Below are 18,300 nucleotides of genomic sequence, written 5' to 3'. Positions count from 1 at the left end.
TTTTTCGCTTTCAAGCTTCACCCCTGCTGGGCTCACAACTGGCGGTACATTTACCGTTTGTTGTTTCTCAAAGCGGGTGCAAATATACACCCACTTTCCATTCCCGCAAGTCCCTAATCCAACTTTTTTAAGCTTTTTTTAAGCCACCATTATAAGGTGCTGAAAATGACATTTTTGAAAGGATATTTTTTTTACCCTGCCAGGGTTTGAAACGATGGCAGGGTTGTGATGAGTAAAACGACTCCTCTTTAGCTCTGCCAAAGTTCCAAACTTTGGCAGAGCTGTAGCGGTCTTCGCGTTAGCGGGTGAAGCGGCATCTTTTAAAGCGCTTGCACATAAGGCGCTTTAAAAATATAGCAGATCACGCGACTTATCCCGCGGGAGCGGGAGAAGGAACGCCCAAGAAAAAAATAGAATACTAACTGGCCTTTTTCGGACTCTTAGAAGAGGAAGACCATTTATTAGACAACTCCAGGAAATTGAAATCCAAAGCCGACGGCTGTCTCTGCAACTGGCGTTTCTGGAAAGCCCGCTGCAGAATATCCTCTATAAGGTAATCTTCCTGATTCTTTTCAGGATCGTACTCTTCCTTTAAGGAGATATCAAAGAAACTCGCCGTGGTATTATACCAGAAGGCACGCCACCCGCTTTTAAGTTCTCTTACAAGATCAAAAGCAGTGGTTCCGGTCTGCCTATGGATAAGCTTTACCAGGATCTGACCTTCGGTTCGGGTCAGTTTCTTCAATTCGGCAGAGAATTGGTCCTCGATATAGTGTTGTACTATTTTAGTATACCTCTTTCGGTCTCTTCTGGATTTGATCTGATCGAGTCTGCTGTTGAGTTCCACCAGTCTTTCCGAAGCCAGTTTCGCATACGGGTACACCTTAAGCGTCTTTCGGCGAAGGATCAAATACTTTCTGCGTTCCAGGTCATTGTCAAACTTGATCTTACCCAGCACCAGCACCTCGTCAAGGTCAATGTGTTTCCTGGCAATAGAATCACCTTCAATGAACATGTATTCCTTATACAGTGTATCTTCTACCGGCTCAGGTTCCTGAGAAAAAGCAGAAAATGAGAGTACAAGAAGTAATGGCAGAAATAGTTTTTTCAAAATCCGGTTTTTCGGGTTATCAACTAAAATCATTCCAAATTTACATTATCCGGCGATTGCTAAGTGTCATATTCTTGTTATTTTCGTGCCAAATGTGTAACAAATGAGCAAAGAACGAATACTCAACGAAGAAAGTATAGATTTTTTAGAGAAGTACCTTAATAATGCAGCTCCCACGGGCTACGAGTGGGAAGGACAAAAACTCTGGATGGATTACCTGGAGCCTTATGTGGATGAATTCATTACCGATACCTATGGTACTGCCGTAGGGGTAATTAATCCAAAAGCTAAATATAAAGTGGTCATAGAAGGACATGCTGACGAAATTTCATGGTATGTCAATTATATTACAGATGACGGCCTCATCTATGTTATTCGAAACGGCGGAAGTGATCACCAGATCGCGGCTTCTAAACGGGTGAATATCCATACCAAAAAAGGTATTGTAAAAGGGGTTTTTGGATGGCCAGCCATTCACACCCGTGATAAAGAAAAAGAACAGGCGCCAAAACTGGACAATATTTGTATAGATGTGGGCTGCACCTCAAAAGAAGAGGTAGAGGAACTGGGCGTACATGTAGGTTGTGTGATCACCTATCCTGATGAATTCTTTATTCTGAATAAGGACAAATTCGTAAGCCGCGCACTGGATAACCGGATCGGAGGATTTATGATCGCCGAAGTTGCCCGATTGCTGAAAGAGAACAAGAAAAAACTACCATTCGGATTATATATCACCAATTCGGTTCAGGAAGAGATAGGACTACGCGGCGCCGAGATGATCACCCATCGTATTAAACCGAATGTGGCGATTGTGACAGATGTAACCCACGACACAACTACTCCAATGATCGAGAAGAAGACCAACGGACTCACAAAAATTGGTGCCGGGCCGGTTATCACCTATGCTCCTGCCGTGCAGAACAGGCTAAGGACTTTACTTATTGATACTGCCGAAGAAAAGGAAATCCCTTTCCAGCGTGCGGCTTCTTCAAGAATGACCGGGACTGATACTGACGCGTTTGCCTACAGTAACGGCGGAGTAGCCTCAGCCCTTATCTCCCTCCCACTGCGCTACATGCATACTACGGTAGAAATGGTGCACCGCGATGATGTGGAAAATGTGATAAGACTTATTTACGAAAGCCTTTTAAAACTGGAGGACGGCGAAACCTTCAGTTACTTTGATTAACATCGAAAAATGACATTTTAAACCTCCTTCTTTAGACCGAAGGAGGTTTTTTATTTTACAACTTTCACATTTCTTTAGAGCAGAAAGCCGCAAAGGCAGACTATATTTAAAGAAAAAGTGCAGATGCCTCTCTCTTCCAAAGAAGTAAAATCTCTTATCATTAATCCTGACAAAGCCGCTGAAAAGGCAGACCTTCTGTATACTTCTGAAGAGGAATTGTGCATAGAGAGACGCAAAAAAGGACGCGGTTATCAATACCTGAAGGAGGGAAAACCCCTTAAATCTAAGAAAGAGCTGGAAAGGATCAAAAAACTGGTCATTCCGCCGGCCTGGCAGGAAGTAAAGATCTGTCCTTTTTCCAACGGGCATTTACAGGTGGTGGGCAAAGATGCCAAAGAGCGGAAACAATACATGTACCATCCCGACTGGACCAAGATCAGGAACCGGACGAAGTTCTTTAAGATGTCTGCCTTTGGAAAAGTACTTCCAAAAATAAGGGAGCGGGTAGAAAAGGATCTGAGACGAAAAGGAATGCCACAGGAAAAGGTCCTTGCTTTGGTTATCCGTTTGATGGAAGAAACCCATATTAGAATAGGCAATGACGCCTATGCACGAGAGAACAAATCTTACGGCTTATCTACTTTGCGCAGCCGGCATGTGGAGTTCGCAGATGGCCAAATGAGGTTCAACTTTGTTGGCAAGCGCGGGATAGAACATTCCGTTTCTGTTGAAGACAAAAGACTGATCCGGCTGGTGAATATGTGCGAAGAGATTCCGGGGTGGGAAGTATTCAAGTATATAAATGAGTCCGGAAAAAAGAAGAGCATTGACAGCGGAATGGTCAATGAATATATTCAGGAGATAAGCGGCGAGATATTTTCAGCCAAGGATTTCAGGACCTGGAGCGCTACCAAGATCTTTTTTGAAGACCTGCGGACCATGGGCTACGTTGAGAACGAAAAAGAGAATAAATCCAACATACTAAAAGCTTATGATACCACTGCCGAAGCGCTCGGAAATACCCGGAGCGTATGCCGCAGTTACTATGTGCATCCTTATGTAGTGGAATTATACGAGACCGGAGAAATTATTCCGTGGTTTCAGAAGGTAGAACGAAAACGCACTGCCAAACCTCATTTTTCACACACAGAGGAAGTGCTTTTAGAAATGATCGGAAATTTTAACCTGGAGGTCGAAAAAGATAATTAACTCTGTTGTTCCATAAATTCCAGAAACGAAACCAGATCTTCCTTCTCCTTTATCTTATGGTCAGATAGAAATTCCTTTGCTCTCTTAGAAGGAAATGCTTTTTTGATATCCTTGGTCTTCGGTCTTACTTCCTGAGCAACACTTCCTTCAGTGACCACATAAAGCTCACTTTTTACATATATTTTTGCAGGCTTATCACTTTCATAGCTGGAATTTGCTTTGACTGCACGGCTTCGGGAGATCACCGGTTTTTCAAGGAGCCTGTAGGTATCCCCGTTGTAATGCTCAATAAAGTATCCGCTTATCTTTTTGTTGTCATAAAAGATCTCGTCGTAAAGAAATACCTCGTCTCCTATTACGTAGATCGCTTTTCTGTTGAGCGGCAATACATAGGTCTTTTCACTTTCCTGGGCAGTTTTTATCTCCACCGTCTCTTTTTCAGCATTGTATCGCATAAAAGCCTTCAAGGGTTGTTTTTCACCAAGTGCCACAGTGCCATATCTAAAATCCTCATTCCAGTAGGGAGAACCCTCTACGGTTTTGAGAATATCACTGTCTTTGGTCTCCAATAAAAGTCCTTCGAGGCCCATATCATTGATAACCTGTGCTTTTCCTGTTGCCAATCCAATAAAAGCGAACAGGAGTAAAAAATATTTCTTCATGATCTAATTTTCGATTTTAGCTTCTTTTATAATTTCATCCACCACTTCGGGATTCAGCAAGGTAGTGATATCGCCCAAATTAGAGGTGTCATTGGAGGCAATTTTCCGCAGAATTCGCCGCATTATCTTTCCGCTTCGGGTTTTTGGGAGTCCGTTTACGAACTGTACCTTATCAGGTTTGGCAATAGGACCGATGGTGCTTCCCACCAGTTCCCTTATTTCCGCTATTAATTCTTCGGAAGGCTCTGCGTCGTGATGTAAAATCACGTATGCATACAGTGCATTCCCTTTCACGTCATGTGGATAACCCACTACAGCACTTTCCGCAACACTTTCATGTTCGTCAATTGCGTTCTCCACGGTGGCCGTACCCAGGTTGTGACCCGAAACGATCACTATATCATCCACCCTACCAGTGATCCTGTAGTTTCCGCTCGCGTCGCGATAGGAACCATCGCCGGTGAAATATTTATTACTGAAGGTGGAGAAATACACTTCCCTGTATCTTTCATGGTCCCCGTAGATCGTTCGGGCTATTGATGGCCAGGGAAATTTAATCGCCAGGCGACCTTCCGCATTCAATTCTTCAATTTCCTTTCCACTCTCATCCATCAACACCGGCTGCACCCCCGGCAATGGAAGGGTGGCAAAAGTAGGTCGCGTAGGAGTGATCCCTGCCAAAGGGGAGATCATGATGGCGCCGGTCTCGGTCTGCCACCAGGTGTCTACAACAGGACAATTTCCTTTCCCAATATTGTCATTATACCAGTGCCATGCTTCTTCATTAATAGGTTCTCCCACAGTTCCCAATACCTTTAGAGAAGAAAGATCGTGGTGCTCTACAAACTTCAGGGGTTGTTTAGCTAAAGAACGGATGGCCGTAGGAGCGGTGTAAAAATGAGTCACCTTCAGTTTCTCACAGATCTCCCAGAACCTTCCGTAGTCGGGATAGCTGGGAATCCCTTCAAACATGACGGTGGTTGCTCCCGCTGCGAGAGGACCGTATATAATATAGGAGTGACCGGTGATCCAGCCTATATCTGCCGTACACCAGTAAACATCATTCTTTTGAGGTTGAAAAACATTCGTGAAAGTATAGGTAGTACCCACCATATAGCCACCGGTGGTATGCACCATCCCTTTGGGCTTTCCGGTAGACCCGGAAGTGTAAAGGATGAACAGCATATCTTCGGCATCCATTACTTCTGCAGGACATTCCTTTTCTGCTTTCTGCAGTTCATCAAACCAGAATTTGTCCCTGCCTTCTTTCATGGTCGTTGGTTCCACCGTTCGGCGGTATACAATCACCGTTTCAACAGACGGAGTATCTTCCAGGGCCTTATCACAGATCTCCTTTAAATTTACCTTTTTGGAACCCCTGTACACCTCATTAGCCGTGATCAACATCTTACATTCCGAATCATTGATACGCCGGGCGATGGCTGAACTGGAAAATCCGGCAAAAACTATGGAATGAACAGCCCCAATCCTTGCACAGGCCAGCATGGCAATAGCAAGTTCAGGGATCATGGGCATATAGATGCACACTTTATCCCCTTTTTTGATTCCGTTGTTCTTGAGAACATTGGCAAACCGGGAAACTTTGACGAACAACTGCCGGTAAGAGATATATCTTGATTCTTCATCGGGGTCGTTTGGTTCCCAGATAATGGCAGTCTTGTTACCAATTGTTTCCAGGTGACGGTCCAGACAGTTCTCAGTAATATTGAGCTTACCGCCCTGGAACCATTTTACCTCGGGCTTCTCAAAATCCCATTCCAGGGTCTTGTCCCATTTCTTGTGCCAGGTAAAATTGTTTGCTATTTCCTCCCAAAAAGCTTCAGGATTCTTTATACTTTTTCGATATGCTTTCTTGTATTCAGCAAAGGTTTTGATCTGAAAGTTTTCCATATTCTAAATGTAGGAAAAGCTTCTTCAAAAACAAATACCTGAAAATTCTGATTTTTCAAAAAGGTAAAACCAGATTCAACTTTTAAGGGATTTCACAGACTTTTATGATTAAATCGGGTGGCGCCTTCCTCCTGTTTTTTATAATAATGCTATCTTTAAGGAGCAGTGGATAAAACCATAAGATCGAATCTAACCCATGGAATTCATTGATTATTACAAAGTACTGGAGCTTGATAAAAGTGCCACTAAAAGTGACATCAAGAAAGCGTACCGTAAACTGGCCCGGAAATATCATCCGGACCTAAACCCCAACAATAAAGAAGCTCAGAAAAAATTCCAGCAGATCAATGAGGCCCATGAAGTGCTCATAGATCCTGAAAAGAGGAAAAAATACGACCGCTATGGCAAAGACTGGCAACATGCCGAAGAGTTCGAAAAAGCACGGTCGCAACAGCAATACCAACGCCAGTATTCCGGTGGCGGCTTTGGTGGGCAATCTGCGGGAGGTTTTGGAGGCGCCGGTGGGTTTGGCGGAGCAGAATTTGAGCAGGGCGATTTTTCGGAATTCTTTGAATCCATGTTCGGTGGTGCTTCCCGCGGTAGTAGGCGCACTACCCGCTTTAGAGGGCAGGATTTCAATGCCGAGCTTCACCTGAAACTTTCAGATGTATATAGATCACAAAAACAAACGCTCACCGTAAACGGCAAGAATATCCGCCTAACCATTCCGGCAGGAGTAGAAAACGGACAGACCATCAAGATCAAAGGTTATGGCGGTGAAGGGGTGCAGGGAGGACCCAACGGAGATCTTTTCATCACCTTTGCCATTACCAATGATACCTCCTTTAAAAGGGAAGGTAAAGATCTCTATCAGGAAGTGGAACTGGATATGTATACTGCTGCGTTGGGAGGAAGTGTCACAATTGACACTTTTGACGGGAAAGCAAAACTTACAGTGAAGCCCGAAACCCAAAATGGAACCACAGTTAAACTGAAAGGAAAAGGTTTTCCGGTCTACAAAAAGGAGGGACAGTTTGGAGATCTTTACCTTACTTATAAGATAAAGATACCCACTCACCTTTCTGCCAGGGAAAAAGAACTTTTACAGGAACTTCAAAAGCTAAGAAAACATGGAGCCTAGATATATATCTCTAACTGAATTCTGCACCTGTCACGAAATACAGCATTCGTTCATTCATTCTCTGAGTGAGCACGGACTTGTGGAAATTACGGTCATAGAAGAAAATGAGTTCCTCGAACAGGAACAGATTAGAGAACTGGAGAAAATGATGCGCCTGCATTATGACCTGGAAATAAATATCCAGGGAATAGACGCGATCAATCATCTGCTGCAGCGGGTCTCTCAATTACAGGACCGGGTAAGGCTTTTGGAAAACCGTCTTCGAAGATTTGAAGAATAAAAAAAAGGAGCCGTTCGGCTCCTTTTGATTTAGAAAATGGCGAATTCTAAAAATTATTGAAGGTTAGTCCTACATAATACTGTTGTCCAATATGGCCTGTACCATAAGCAGTATAGTATTCGTCTCCTCCAATATTTGTTCCTCCTACTTTCAGGATAGATTTGATAGCAGGAATTTTATAGCTCACCTGGGCATCCACAACTGAATATGCCGGTACTTTTCCGTCAGCAAAAGTTGCCTGCCAGAAGAAAGCGTCGCTCCATCGATAGTTAACCTTGAATCCGAAGTTGTCGAAGACATCGGTATTTCCGAAGGACAGCTTCACCTTATGTTGCGGAGTGTTGAAATTTGTTCTGAAGTCGGGAGCCGAAGATTGATCAAAATCTTCCTCGGCATAAGTGTAATTTCCTTCCAGGTCATAACCTCCGAAGACCTTTGCAGAAAGTCCAATAGAAGCACCAAAGGATTTTACGTCTGCCGGAGAGTTAGTGTAGGTCTGGAAAGCCTTGTAATCCCCTTGTACTAAAGCTAGCAGCGAAAGACTGTTATCTCCCACCTCTCCGTAAAGAGGCACCAATACGGTTTCATTAGAGATAAAATCCTTGTAAGTATTGAAGTAGGCGTTCAGGTCTACCACCACATTTCCAAAGCGGCCACGGTATCCGGCCTCATAGGCAGTCACCTTTTCAGGTTCTACAAGATCAACATCTGCAGCTGCAGGCATGTTTGCCTGTACAGAAGCTAAAGAAAACGCATTTTCATAGGCATCCCTTCCGGAGATTGTAGCATTAGGACTTCCTGTAGTCGCAGCTCCTGTTTCACTTTTAGGAAAAGTTCTCACGTAGCGGTCCAGGTTCTCTTCCGCAGAACCTACAAGGATAGCACGGCCCACATCCAGGCCTATGAAAAGATCCTGAGTGGTAGGATACCTGAACCCGGTTTGTACGGAAGCACGGAAGTTATGGTCTCTGCTTTCTCCCGCAGTGTACACCACTGAAAGTCTCGGAGAAAGATTGCCTTCAAAAATTTCGGAGGTATCATAACGAAGAGAGCCGGTCAACTTAAGACGTTCTTCAAAAAGCTTTTTCTGCACCTGGGTATAGATCCCGTATTCTGAATAAGTAATAGGACCGTCGTAATCTGTAAAGATGGTTCCATAAGAATTCAGGCGGTACTGGCGGTAAGAACCTCCCACCTGCACTTCGGCAAAGTCACCGGTGAGATGGGTGAAATTGTAATTAGCATCGGCATGTCTCAACTGGGAAGCATCACGGAATTGTGAACCTTCAGCAAGATCTGAATTGGTAGTTACTTCTTTAAAAGCTTCATTAAAAGCAGCTGTTCCCGGAACTAATCTTCCCTGGTCAGCAAATTGTCTTGCCAGCGCATGTGCCTGTTCTGAACTCGCACCTTGTGAAGCAGCCTGCACATAAGCGCCGGCATATTCACCAAACCATTGCTGATCGCTTTTCCACAACCTGTTAACGTTGATTCCCGTAAACCTGATGTCATAGGAATCTCCGGCGTCCTCGTCTGTAATGTAGGCGCGGGCGAAGAAGTTATTGTTCTTCACTTCCAGCTTGTGCTGCTGCAAAAAGAAATCATTCAGGGAATATCTGTTCGCACCCTGGTAGATAGTAGTTCCCATTCCTGCTTTCCCGAGGTAGCTGATCTCAAAATCATCGGCAAAAGGGCGGTAATGCAGGGCTGCATCAAATTTAATGCTCCTGGCATCGTAATCGGCAAGAGATCTTTCAGCATATCCGGTACGGCTAACCTGCTCGTTAGGTAATAAATTTTCTGCACCGGGCGGTATCCTTCCCATTGCAACCAAAGCATCCCCTACTACTCTTATATTAGTACTTACTTCATCTCCATAGATGTTCAAGCCATCGTAATTAGGATGTGCACGGGTTCTCCCCGGGTTGAGCACATCTTCCTCGCTCACGGCATACCAGTCGGTTCCTTCGAGGTATGAGAAATTGGCTTTGGCCGCGAATTTATCTGAAAATTTGTGGGCCACCCGGACTCCAAAATCGTAAACAGGATTGGTACCTGCGGCATCCTGTACGGTCCAGCCTTGCTTGTAATAAGCGCTGATCCCGGGGAAGTCGAACGGATTCTTACTCGTCATAAAAAGAATTCCGTTGAAGGCATTGGCACCGTAAAGTGCTGATGATGCTCCCGGCAAAAGTTCAATACTGAATACGTCCAGTTCGGTCATACCAAGTAAGTTACCGAGTACAAAGTTCAAGGCCGGAGAAGAGTTGTCCATTCCGTCAACCAGCTGCACAAAACGTGTGTTCGCAAAAGTGGCAAATCCGCGGGTGTTTACAGACTGGAATGTCAAACTGTTCGTGTTGATGTCGACACCTTTTAGGTTTTCTAGTCCGCCATAAAAGGAAGCTGAAGGGGTGTTTACGATCTCTTTGATCCCATACCTCTCAATGGTTACCGGCGATTCAAAGATCCGCTCGGGGGTTCTGGAAGCCGAAACCACGATCTCATCCAGGGCGGTTCCCTCTACCAGCGTCACCACGACTTCCTGGTCTGCTGAAGTGATCACTACCACCTGCGATTCATATCCCACACTGCTAAACTGGAGCCTGAATGGCGGCTCCTGAGTGGCGGTCAATGAAAATTTCCCGTCAAAGTCTGAAATAGTACCCTGAGAGGTGCCGGCTACTAAAATATTCACTCCGGGAATTGGCTCCTGGTTACTGTCAATTACCCTCCCGGTGACGGTAGTTTGGGAATAGACCCAGGCAGAAATCAAAATGCAAAAACATGATAAAAATCCCTTCATAAATTTTAAGTTATTGATTAGTAGAAACTAATATAAACAAATATTTAAATAATTAACATCATTTAACACAAACTCTCAATTCTGTCTACGGAAGCCGGAGAGGTTGTAATAAAATTTTATCTTTGATAAAAAGCGAAGAATTATGAAGACACTCAGCTTAGTTTCGGGACTCTTATTATTCTTTTTCACGGCCACCTGCAGCCAAACTACAGAAAAGGGAAATATGGAATATACCGGCACGATCAAGGAACAGGGAATCACCTCTTACCAATACGGAACCCACACATTAACCACCGGCAATGGTTTCTACGCCCTTAAAAGTGAGGCAGTGGATCTCGATGAATATATAGACAAAAAAGTTATGGTAGTTGCCGAAAAGATCGAGGGCTATCCCGTAGATGGTGGCCCGGAATATTTACTGGTGCTGAAAGTCAAATAAAGTTAGAAGTACGAAGTTAGAAGTACGAAGTTAGAATTAAAAAGCCGGGGCAAAAATGACCTTTTTGCCCCGGCTTTTTAGTAAGAGATTTTCTTCTTATTGATTTTTCAGATACTCCAGCACGTTCTTTTCTATGCGCTGTTCAATATTTGAAATGTCGGCTTTAATAAATGTTTCGCCGGTGATCTTCTCGTAAAGTTCAATGTAGCGATCAGAAACCGACTCCATATACTCATCGGTCAATACCGGAATTTGTTGTCCTTCTTTCCCCTGGAAGCCATTCTCGATCAACCATTGTCTCACAAATTCCTTAGACAACTGCTTCTGCGGAATTCCGTCTCTTAGTCGGTCCAGGTAACCTTCCGCGTAGAAATACCTCGAAGAATCGGGCGTATGGATCTCATCGATCAGGACGATCTTTCCGTCTTTGGTCTTTCCAAATTCATATTTGGTATCCACCAGGATGAGTCCGTTGTCCTTAGCCAATTCACTGCCGCGCAGGAACAATTGGCGGGTATAGGTTTCGAGCGTATTGTAATCCTCTTCGGAAACGATTCCCTGCTCCAGGATCTCTTCTCTCGAAATATCAAGATCGTGCTCGCCTGATGCTGCTTTAGTGGTTGGGGTAATAATAGGAACCTTGAAGGCTTCATTTTCTTTCATCCCTTCCGGAAGTTTTACTCCGCAGAGTTCCCTTTTTCCGTTGGCATACTCACGTGCGGCATGCCCTACTAAAAATCCGCGGATCACCATCTCTACCTTGAAAGGCTCGCACTTCTCTCCTATTGCCACGTTTGGATCGGGCGTTGCTTCCAGCCAGTTAGGAACTATATCTTCTGTGGCTTTCATCATTTTCGTGGCAAGCTGGTTCAGGATCTGTCCTTTGTAAGGCACCCCTTTTGGCATGACCACGTCAAATGCCGAAAGCCTGTCGGTCACGATCATCACCAATTTGTCATTTTCAAGGGTATATACTTCCCGCACCTTGCCTTTGTAAACCGACTTTTGATCGGGGAAATTAAAATCTGTATTCGTTAGGGTATTCATTGTGTTGTTATGTCTTTATAATTAAAATTTCTGCCATAGAACCGGCAGAATACTCAAAAAAGAAATTATTCGGCTGTCTCAATGCGCTTATATGCCGCAATGATCTGTTTCACCAGCTTGTGGCGTATCACATCCTTATCATCCAGATGAATAATTCCCACCCCTTTCACATCCTGAAGGACGAGGATGGCCTCCTTAAGACCGGAAACTACCCGCTGTGGCAGATCTATCTGGCCGGGATCACCCGTCACCATGAATTTCGCGTTCTTCCCCATCCGGGTAAGGAACATCTTCATTTGCGCGTGAGTGGTATTCTGTGCCTCATCAAGGATCACAAAGGCATTATCCAGGGTCCTTCCGCGCATGAATGCAAGCGGGGCGATCTGGATGGTTCCTTTTTCAATAAAGCTCTCCAGTTTTTCATGAGGGATCATGTCGCGCAAAGCGTCATACAAAGGTTGCATGTAAGGGTCCAGCTTTTCTTTAAGGTCTCCCGGAAGGAATCCAAGGTTCTCCCCTGCTTCTACAGCCGGCCTTGTAAGAATGATACGTCGTACCTGCTTTTCCTTTAAGGCTTTCACAGCCAAAGCTACGCCGGTATAGGTCTTTCCCGTTCCCGCGGGCCCGATGGCAAAGACCATGTCATTGGTCTTCATCAATTCCACTAACCTGCGCTGATTGGCAGTTTGTGCTTTGATGAGCCTCCCGCTCACTCCGTGCACCAGAACTTCTCCACTGGAGTCGGGAGTATCGTAGTCATCCTTACTTTCACTGGTCAATACCCTTTCCATAGTATTTTCATCCAGTTTATTGAACTTCCCGTAGTGGTCGATCAACATGTTGAACCGTTTATCGAATTCTTCCAGAAGTTCCTCGTCGCCATAGATACGTATCTTGTTTCCCCTGGCTACAATCTTCAACTTCGGAAAGTACTTTTTTAAAAGTTCAATGTGCGCATTGTGTTCTCCGAAAAAATCCCGGGGATTGATTTCTGAAAGTTCAATAATAAGTTCGTTCAAAAGCAGAAGGATTTATTTAAAAATTGAGTTTATAATCTTTAGATTTGCAATACAAACTTAGCAAATTAAAGGTTTAAGTTAAGAAAAAATATATCAGGAATTGCCCATGGCCATTATTACCTTGACTACAGATTTTGGGGAGAAAGATCATTTTGCCGGGGCAGTTAAAGGAGCGATCTATTCAGAGTTGCCCACCGCAAAAATTGTAGATATTTCGCATTCCGTCGCCCCTTTTCACATTACAGAAGCTTCCTACATTATAAAAAATGCCTACAAAAGTTTTCCGGAAGGCAGTATCCACATCATTGGGGTGGATTCTGAACTCACTCCCGAGAATAAGCATATCGCCCTCAAACTGGACGGGCATTATTTTATCTGTGCCAATAACGGCATCCTCTCCCTCATCGCTTCGGAGTATAAGGCCGAAAAGATCGTGGAGATCAACATTCATGGTAAGGTTGAGAGCAACTTTCCGGTATTGGATGTTTTCGTCAAAGTAGCGGGGCATTTGGCGCGCGGAGGGACGTTGGAAGTGATCGGGAAGACCATTACTGAAATAAAACAGCTCAAGGAATTTGAGCCATACTGTAATAGTGAGCAGACCCAGATCAAGGGTAATGTCATCTATATTGACAACTACGGAAACGTGGTCACCAATATTTCCAGGAAATTCTTTGATAAGATCGGGAAAGGCCGAAAGTTCAGTATGCGGGCACGAACCGCAACTTTTACTGAAATTCACCAGACCTACAGTGACGCCATCAATTTTGATACTGATCAGCTGCACCGCGAAGACGGAAAAAAACTGGCCATCTTCAATTCGGGAGGCTTTATTGAACTGGCGATCTATAAAAGCAATCCGAGTACTGTAGGGAGCGCCGCCAGCCTCTTCGGACTCGAATGGCGGGATACGGTGACGATCAATTTTGAGAATTAAGATTGGTTAATTTGGGATTGGTTAATTGGTTATTGGCCCTCCTTCGCTAAAGCTTCGGAGGATAAAGATTGGGCCCTCCTTCGCTGAAGCTACGGAGGATAGAAATTGCAAATTGATAATTGTTCATTGATAATTGATAATTGAATTAAATGTTTGTACGAATCGTAAAAATGACTTTTGAAGAAGCTGAAATAGAAAACTTTCAGAAGTTATTTGCGCAGAACAGAGAGAAAATAAGAGGTTTTGAAGGCTGCAGGTTTTTAGAGCTGTACCGGGACAAAAACAATAAAAACATCTTTTTCACGTACAGTTACTGGGAAGATGAACAGACTCTTGAAAATTACCGCACTTCTGCCCTTTTTAAAGAGGTGTGGAGCAATACCAAAAAACTCTTTTCCCATAAGGCCGAAGCCTGGAGTGTGGATAAAGAGTGGAGTTCCGGAGAGTCGGTAGTCGGTAGTCGTTAGTCAGTAGACAGTAGACGGTTGCGGGTTGTCGGTTGTCGGTTGTCGGTTGTCGGTTGCGGGTTGTCCTCCTTCAAAAAAGCTTCGGAGGATAAAAATTCGGTGCTTGGTGCTTGGAATTTGGTAATTGATAATTGTTCATTGCTAATTGCTAATTGTTATTTGGTCATTGTTATTTGCTCATTGTTAATTGATCATTGTTAATTGAAACTTGAAATAGTGTTTGCAATTTTAAAGAAAGAAATAAGTTCGTTTTTCGCCTCCCCCATTGGTTACCTGGTCATTGGGCTGTTCCTGGTGGTGAACGGGTTGTTCCTTTGGGTCTTTAACGGCTCCTACAATATTTTCGACAACGGCTTTGCCAACCTCACTCCCTTCTTTACCCTGGCGCCGTGGATCTTCCTGTTCCTGATCCCTGCCATTACCATGAAAAGTTTTTCCGAAGAGATAAGGCAGGGCACGCTGGAACTTCTACTTACAAAACCCCTGAGTACCTGGAAGCTGGTGTTAGGAAAATATTTAGCCGCGCTGGTGTTGATCATCATGGCTTTGATCCCTACCCTCCTCTACATCGCCACCATATATTACCTGGGGAAACCTGAGGGAAATCTGGACAGCGGAGTGATCATAGGCTCTTACTTCGGGCTGCTCTTTTTGGGAGCCTGTTACACCGCCATCGGCATATTTGCGTCCATACTTTCGCCTAACCAGATCGTATCCTTCATTCTGGCGATCTTCCTGTGTTTTATAAGCTATTTCGCCTTTGACGCCCTGGCCGATCTAAACCTGTTCAGTATAGGTGCTTTTGGAGCCGAAGATCTCGGACTTAGCGCGCACTACGAGAGCATCAGCCGCGGAGTGATCGACACGCGGGACCTGGTGTATTTCATCAGTTTCGCCGTCTTTTTCCTGGCCCTCACCAACTTCAGTCTACAAATTAAAAGGGAAGCCAGATGAAGAAGAATATCCTGAAGATCCTTTCCCTGTTCGTCATTCTGTTGCTGGTCAACGTGGTTTCGTATTTCCTCTATGAACGCTTTGATCTCACTGCCGATAACCGGTACACTCTTTCTTCCGCAGCTAAAGAGATCGTTGCTAAGGCCGAAGAACCGGTAATCGTGGATGTGTTCCTAAAAGGGGATTTTCCACCGGAATTCAGAAGGTTGCAAATGGAGACCCGGCAGTTGCTGGAGGAATTTGCTTCGGAAAACTCTCAGATAAAATTCAATTTTATAGATCCGCTGGAAGACGGGGGCAATGCGCAGGAAGTGGCAACCGCATTTTACCAGATGGGAATGACCCCGGCGCGTATCAATGTGGTGGAGAACGGAAGAAGCAGTGAAGCGATCATCTTTCCATGGGCGATGGCCAATTACGGAAACAAATCGGTAAGCATTCAGCTCCTGAAGAACAAATTGGGCGCTACTACCGAAGAGCGCGTGGAGAACTCGGTACAGCAGCTGGAATATGTCTTTGCCGATGCCTTTGCAAAACTGCTGGAGCCAAGGAAGAAAAAAGTAGCCGTGATGCGCGGCAACGGCGAACTGACCGATGCCTATATAGCCGATCTCGTAAGGAGCATCCAAAAATACTATTTTACGGCCCCTTTCACTTTAGATTCTGTAGCCAAAGATCAGCAAGGTACGCTGGAGCAGCTGCAGGATTTTGATCTTGTCATTGAGGCAAAACCTACCCAGGCTTATACCGAAGAAGAAAAATACGTGCTGGACCAGTACCTCATGAACGGCGGAAAACAACTGTGGATGCTGGACCAGGTAGCTATGGAAACTGACAGCCTCTTCACACGGGCCGGCAGCGCCTTTGCTTTGCCGCGGAACCTGAATTTAAGCGATTACTTTTTCAAGTACGGGCTGCGGGTAAATCCGCTGCTGGTAAAAGACCTGTATTCGGCGCCCATCATCCTGGCAACGGGTAGCGGGAATGAGACAGAATTCAATCCGTATCCCTGGTTCTATTACCCCTTGAGCAGCTCTGCCAAAGATCACCCCATCGTCAATAATATCGAAGCGGTGAAGTTTGAGTACGCCAGCCCTATTGACACTTTGGACAACGGACTTCAAAAAACGATCCTGCTGTCTTCCTCTCCAAAAAGCCTTTTAGAAGGCCTTCCTAAAGAGATCAGCCTGGACCAAATAACTTCGGAACCCGATCTCTCCCTGTTTTCGGCGGGAGAGCAGCCGCTCGCTGTACTTGTGGATGGCGCCTTCACATCGGTTTACAAGAACCGCGTGAAACCTTTTGAGCTTCCGCAGGCAAGAGATGAGGGAGAGCATTCGCAGCTTTTGCTGATCGCTGACGGGGACATCGCAAAGAACGATCTGCAGCAGGGACAACCGCTGGAACTGGGCTTTGACCGCTACACCGGCACCACCTATGGCAACAAGGAATTCCTGCTGAATGCGGTGAATTACCTGCTCGATGACACCGGACTCATCAACATCAGGAGCAAGAAAGTTTCCATCGCCTTTTTAGACCTTCAGAAAGTGGAGGAAAAAAGGGATTTTTGGCAGCTGATGAACCTGGTACTTCCACTGGTAATCCTGGGGCTATTCGCCCTGATCTTCACCTTTGTACGCCGAAAAAAATACATCAGGCGCTAAGGGAATGCTTCCGCAGAAATTTATGCTTATTAACAATTTTCCGCAGCTTTAAAAATTAATTTTTTCATTTTCAGCAAATTAAGCCCAAAAAAGGTCATTTTTCTGTTAATAAAAAATATTGGGCAGCCACGCTGTTTTTAAACGATTAGGATATATTTGTACTGGATTAATTTATTACCAAGCCAATGAAATTTATTGTATCAAGCACTTATTTGCTGAAACAGCTACAAATACTCGGGGGAGTGATCAACAACAACAATACGCTTCCTATCCTGGATAATTTTCTTTTTGAACTCAACAACGATGAACTGACGGTTTCGGCTTCAGATCTTGAGACCACCATGTCTTCAAGACTGACCGTAGAATCAGATTCTGAAGGTAAGATCGCAGTTCCTGCGCGCCTTCTTCTGGAGACCCTCAAGACTTTTCCTGAGCAGCCTTTGACCTTTGTGGTGGAAGATAACAACACTATTGAACTGAGTTCAAACCACGGAAAATACGCGTTGGCCTATGCCAGCGGTGAGGAATTCCCGAAAGCCGTAGCGCTTGAAGAGCCCAGCAGCACCCGCATTGAAGGGGATGTTTTGGCGACAGCGATCAGCAAGACCATTTTTGCTTCCGGAAACGATGACCTTAGGCCGGTAATGAGCGGGGTGTTCTTCCAGTTCACTCCAGATCATCTCACTTTTGTGGCGACAGATGCGCACAAGCTTGTAAAATACTCCAGAAATGACATTTCTGCGTCTCAGACTGCGGAATTCATTATGCCAAAAAAACCGTTGAACCTGCTTAAAGGAATACTTTCAGGTTCAGACAGCGAGGTGTTGATCGAGTACAATGACTCCAATGCCCGTTTCACTTTTGAAGATACCACCCTTGTTTGTAGGTTGATCGACGGAAAATACCCGAACTATGAAGCGGTAATCCCTAAAGAGAATCCGAACAAACTTGTAATTGACCGCGGACAGTTCCTGAGCTCTGTAAAAAGGGTTTCTATCTTCTCCAACAAGACCACACACCAGGTGCGTTTGAAGATCGCCGGAGCCGAACTGAATATTTCTGCGGAAGATGTGGATTACAGCAACAAGGCTGAAGAAAGACTTACCTGTTCTTACCAGGGCGATGATATGCAGATCGGTTTCAACTCACGTTTCTTAACTGAAATGCTTTCAAACCTGAACGCGAATGAAGTACAGCTGGAAATGAGCCTGCCAAACCGCGCCGGAATCCTTACTCCTGTTGACGGATTGGATGAAGGAGAGAAAGTGACCATGCTGGTTATGCCGGTAATGTTGAACAGCTAAGCTGTTTAGACCGCTGCGCTCCTAGTCATTGGACATTAGAACGCCATCTGTGGTGGCTGTTAGATAAAAAATAAGACCTCTCAAAAATGACATTTTTGAGAGGTCTTTGGGTTTACGCCCTACCCCCTATATCCCCCTGAAGGACCCCCTAAATCCC

The 18,300-nt window shown here is 44.8% G+C and carries 16 protein-coding genes; 10 read left to right on the top strand and 6 right to left on the bottom strand.

From position 1 onward, the window contains the following. Positions 1 to 418: 418 nt before the first annotated feature. The gene (locus ACNORC_RS09430; protein WP_418335378.1) at positions 419 to 1,111 is read right to left on the bottom strand and encodes a DUF4294 domain-containing protein; all 693 of its coding nucleotides are present in this window, start codon (positions 1,109 to 1,111) and stop codon (positions 419 to 421) included. A 103-nt stretch (positions 1,112 to 1,214) separates the two neighbouring features. On the opposite strand from ACNORC_RS09430, the gene ACNORC_RS09425 reads away from it, so the two are divergent. Next, positions 1,215 to 2,303 (top strand): M42 family metallopeptidase, encoded by a 1,089-nt coding sequence (locus ACNORC_RS09425; protein WP_418335377.1) that lies wholly within the window; start codon positions 1,215 to 1,217, stop codon positions 2,301 to 2,303. Positions 2,304 to 2,426: 123 nt separating this feature from the next. Then, entirely contained in the window at positions 2,427 to 3,512 is a 1,086-nt protein-coding gene (locus tag ACNORC_RS09420; RefSeq protein ID WP_418335376.1) for a DNA topoisomerase IB, read from the top strand. Here the strand turns inward: ACNORC_RS09420 and ACNORC_RS09415 are convergent. Next, positions 3,509 to 4,174 carry a hypothetical protein gene (locus tag ACNORC_RS09415; protein WP_418335375.1) on the bottom strand — a complete coding sequence of 222 codons (666 nt, stop codon included), beginning with the start codon at positions 4,172 to 4,174 and terminating at the stop codon, positions 3,509 to 3,511. The two genes, ACNORC_RS09420 and ACNORC_RS09415, sit on opposite strands and share 4 nt — an antisense overlap. Positions 4,175 to 4,177: 3 nt before the next feature. Beyond that, complete coding sequence (acs, locus tag ACNORC_RS09410; protein ID WP_418335374.1) at positions 4,178 to 6,085, bottom strand: acetate--CoA ligase; 1,908 nt, start codon at positions 6,083 to 6,085, stop codon at positions 4,178 to 4,180. A 196-nt stretch (positions 6,086 to 6,281) separates the two neighbouring features. On the opposite strand from acs, the gene ACNORC_RS09405 reads away from it, so the two are divergent. Further along, complete coding sequence (locus ACNORC_RS09405; protein WP_418335373.1) at positions 6,282 to 7,226, top strand: DnaJ C-terminal domain-containing protein; 945 nt, start codon at positions 6,282 to 6,284, stop codon at positions 7,224 to 7,226. Next, positions 7,216 to 7,506 carry a chaperone modulator CbpM gene (locus ACNORC_RS09400; RefSeq protein WP_418335372.1) on the top strand — a complete coding sequence of 97 codons (291 nt, stop codon included), beginning with the start codon at positions 7,216 to 7,218 and terminating at the stop codon, positions 7,504 to 7,506. The genes ACNORC_RS09405 and ACNORC_RS09400 overlap by 11 nt, the downstream gene beginning before the upstream one ends. A 46-nt stretch (positions 7,507 to 7,552) precedes the next feature. Here the strand turns inward: ACNORC_RS09400 and ACNORC_RS09395 are convergent, their stop codons facing one another. Further along, positions 7,553 to 10,312 (bottom strand): TonB-dependent receptor, encoded by a 2,760-nt coding sequence (locus ACNORC_RS09395; protein WP_418335371.1) that lies wholly within the window; start codon positions 10,310 to 10,312, stop codon positions 7,553 to 7,555. 142 nt (positions 10,313 to 10,454) lie between these two features. Here ACNORC_RS09395 and ACNORC_RS09390 point away from each other — a divergent pair, with 142 nt between their 5' ends. Continuing rightward, on the top strand, positions 10,455 to 10,751 hold the full coding sequence (locus ACNORC_RS09390) for a hypothetical protein (protein WP_418335370.1): 297 nt from the start codon (positions 10,455 to 10,457) through the stop codon (positions 10,749 to 10,751). 96 nt (positions 10,752 to 10,847) lie between these two features. On the opposite strand, the gene ACNORC_RS09385 is transcribed toward ACNORC_RS09390, so the two are convergent. Then, the gene (locus tag ACNORC_RS09385; protein WP_418335369.1) at positions 10,848 to 11,798 is read right to left on the bottom strand and encodes a phosphoribosylaminoimidazolesuccinocarboxamide synthase; all 951 of its coding nucleotides are present in this window, start codon (positions 11,796 to 11,798) and stop codon (positions 10,848 to 10,850) included. A gap of 65 nt (positions 11,799 to 11,863) precedes the next feature. After that, positions 11,864 to 12,817 carry a PhoH family protein gene (locus ACNORC_RS09380; protein WP_418335368.1) on the bottom strand — a complete coding sequence of 318 codons (954 nt, stop codon included), beginning with the start codon at positions 12,815 to 12,817 and terminating at the stop codon, positions 11,864 to 11,866. Positions 12,818 to 12,923: 106 nt separating this feature from the next. On the opposite strand from ACNORC_RS09380, the gene ACNORC_RS09375 reads away from it, so the two are divergent. The 5 genes from ACNORC_RS09375 (at position 12,924) to dnaN (ending at position 18,143) form a co-directional block, all read left to right on the top strand. Further along, a complete protein-coding gene (locus tag ACNORC_RS09375) occupies positions 12,924 to 13,754 on the top strand; it encodes an SAM hydrolase/SAM-dependent halogenase family protein (RefSeq protein WP_418335367.1) in 831 nt (276 codons plus the stop codon). A gap of 149 nt (positions 13,755 to 13,903) precedes the next feature. Beyond that, complete coding sequence (locus tag ACNORC_RS09370; protein ID WP_418335366.1) at positions 13,904 to 14,221, top strand: putative quinol monooxygenase; 318 nt, start codon at positions 13,904 to 13,906, stop codon at positions 14,219 to 14,221. Between the two features lie 216 nt (positions 14,222 to 14,437). Next, positions 14,438 to 15,175, top strand: coding sequence for a gliding motility-associated ABC transporter permease subunit GldF (gene gldF, locus ACNORC_RS09365; RefSeq protein ID WP_418335365.1), 738 nt, complete (start codon positions 14,438 to 14,440; stop codon positions 15,173 to 15,175). Beyond that, positions 15,172 to 16,839: a gliding motility-associated ABC transporter substrate-binding protein GldG gene (gene gldG / locus ACNORC_RS09360; RefSeq protein WP_418335364.1), complete on the top strand. Its 1,668-nt coding sequence runs from the start codon at positions 15,172 to 15,174 to the stop codon at positions 16,837 to 16,839. The genes gldF and gldG overlap by 4 nt, the downstream gene beginning before the upstream one ends. 185 nt (positions 16,840 to 17,024) lie before the next feature. Next, positions 17,025 to 18,143: a DNA polymerase III subunit beta gene (gene dnaN, locus ACNORC_RS09355; protein WP_418335363.1), complete on the top strand. Its 1,119-nt coding sequence runs from the start codon at positions 17,025 to 17,027 to the stop codon at positions 18,141 to 18,143. The last annotated feature ends 157 nt before the right edge of the window (positions 18,144 to 18,300 follow it).

The sequence above is a fragment of the Salinimicrobium soli genome (assembly GCF_048323655.1).
Lineage (GTDB): Bacteria > Bacteroidota > Bacteroidia > Flavobacteriales > Flavobacteriaceae > Salinimicrobium > Salinimicrobium soli.
The sequence above is the reverse complement of the archived record's forward strand: the minus strand, read 5'-3'. Positions and strand labels throughout refer to the sequence as shown.